At 59.0% G+C, this 1,696-nt stretch carries 1 protein-coding gene; it reads left to right on the top strand.

Going from position 1 to position 1,696, the window contains the following annotated elements; genetic code table 11:
• Window positions 1-16: 16 nt before the first annotated feature.
• The coding region (locus tag AC1Q61_RS32680) for an amino acid adenylation domain-containing protein (RefSeq protein ID WP_492654935.1) at window positions 17-1,696 on the top strand (1,680 nt) is incomplete at its 3' end.

The following is a 1,696-nucleotide window of genomic DNA, read 5'->3' as shown; positions in this document are numbered from 1 at the left end:
GGGGATGGCGGTGTCGTTGACGTATGCGACGGATCTGTTCGACGAGTCGACGGTTGCCTCATTTGCTGAACGATTCGGACGAATCCTCACCGCAGCAGCGGCGGATTCGGCTGTTCGCGTTGGCAGTATCGACGTACTTGCTGCTTCTGAGCGCAGCAAACTATTCGAGTGGTCCACTGGCCCCAGTGATGTGTCTGCAACCAAATCCTTGGTGGCGATGTTCGGTGATCAGGTTGAGCGGATTCCCGATTCGGTTGCTGTGGCATCTGATAGCGAATGTCTGACGTTTGCGCAACTTGACGCTCGCTCGAGTTCAGTCGCGGAACGGTTGATCGAAATCGGCGTAGGTCGGGACGATGTAGTCGCCTTGGTCGTACCGAGATCCATCGAATGGATAGTCGGGATGTTGGCGGTGTGGAAGTCCGGTGCGGCATACGGGCCGATAGATCCGTCGTATCCGCAGGATCGAATCGACGCGATTATTGCAGATACAGGCGCCCGATGCGCGCTTAGCGCGCAGCCCTTGGATCTGGCGGTCGACGTCCTGGTGTTCGATGACGTCCAGTTCGGCGTGGACGCTGACAGCGTGCGAGTGGATCACTGGCGGAACGCTGGTGCGGGGGACCGGTTGGGGTATGTCATTTCGACGTCAGGTTCGACGGGTCGTCCGAAGCCGACGTTGGTCCCGATGGCGGGTATTGAGAACACGGTGTCCTGGTATCGCAGCGAATTACCTCAGACCGGTGGCCTTTTGATCGCGTCGTCACCTAGTTTCGACTTGACGCAGAAGAATGTCTGGGCCGCACTGAGCAGTGGACGGACTGCGGTCCTTGCAGGTGAGGGGTTCGACCCTGACGCCATCGTTAGTCGCGTCGCGCAGGGTGACGTCACAGTGGTGAACATGTCGCCCAGCGCTTTCGAAGCGGTCGTGTCTTGTGACGACCAGTCTGCGCTGACCGCCCTGGACGTCGTGTTCCTCGGCGGCGAGTCGATCCGGCTTAATCGTCTGGGCGGCTTGTTGTCGAGCGGCGTGCGTGTGGTGAACAGTTACGGGCCAACGGAGGCGTCGGACGTAGTTTCATTCCACACGGTAACGGCACATGACACGGTCAGTGTTCCGATCGGCACGTCAGTGCCGAATGTAGATCTGTTCATCCTTGATCAGTCGTTGGGCCTCGTACCTCCGGGTGTAGTTGGCGAGTTGTACGTGGGCGGTGTCGGTGTCGGACGCGGATACGGAAAGCGCTCGGCGTTGACCGCCGAAAGATTTGTCGCCAGTCCCTTTGCTGTTCGGGGCTCGGGTGATGTGGGCTCAGGCAGTAGGTTGTACCGGACGGGTGACCTGGTCAAGTGGAACGCTCAGGGCGAATTGGAGTACATCGGTCGTTCGGATTTCCAGGTGAAGTTGCGTGGGCAACGTATCGAACTGGGCGAGATCGAGTCCGCATTGATCGCTCACGACTCAATTGCAGACGCGGTTGTTACCTTGCATACCGATGCCGTCTTCGGTGACAGCCTGATTGCATACGTCATCGGAACTGCGGTGGATTCTTCGGCAGTTCTGAACTCGGCACGAGAAGCCCTTCCGTCGTACATGGTGCCGTCGCAGATCATGGTGCTGGATGCGTTTCCGCTGAATGCTTCGGGGAAGTTGGATCGGAAGTTGTTGCCGGCGCCGGTGTTCGAGGCTGCGGTG

This window comes from Rhodococcus sp. MPR-R1B, assembly GCF_058793255.1.
Note: the sequence above shows the minus strand (reverse complement) of the source record. Positions and strands in the feature narration are given on the sequence as shown.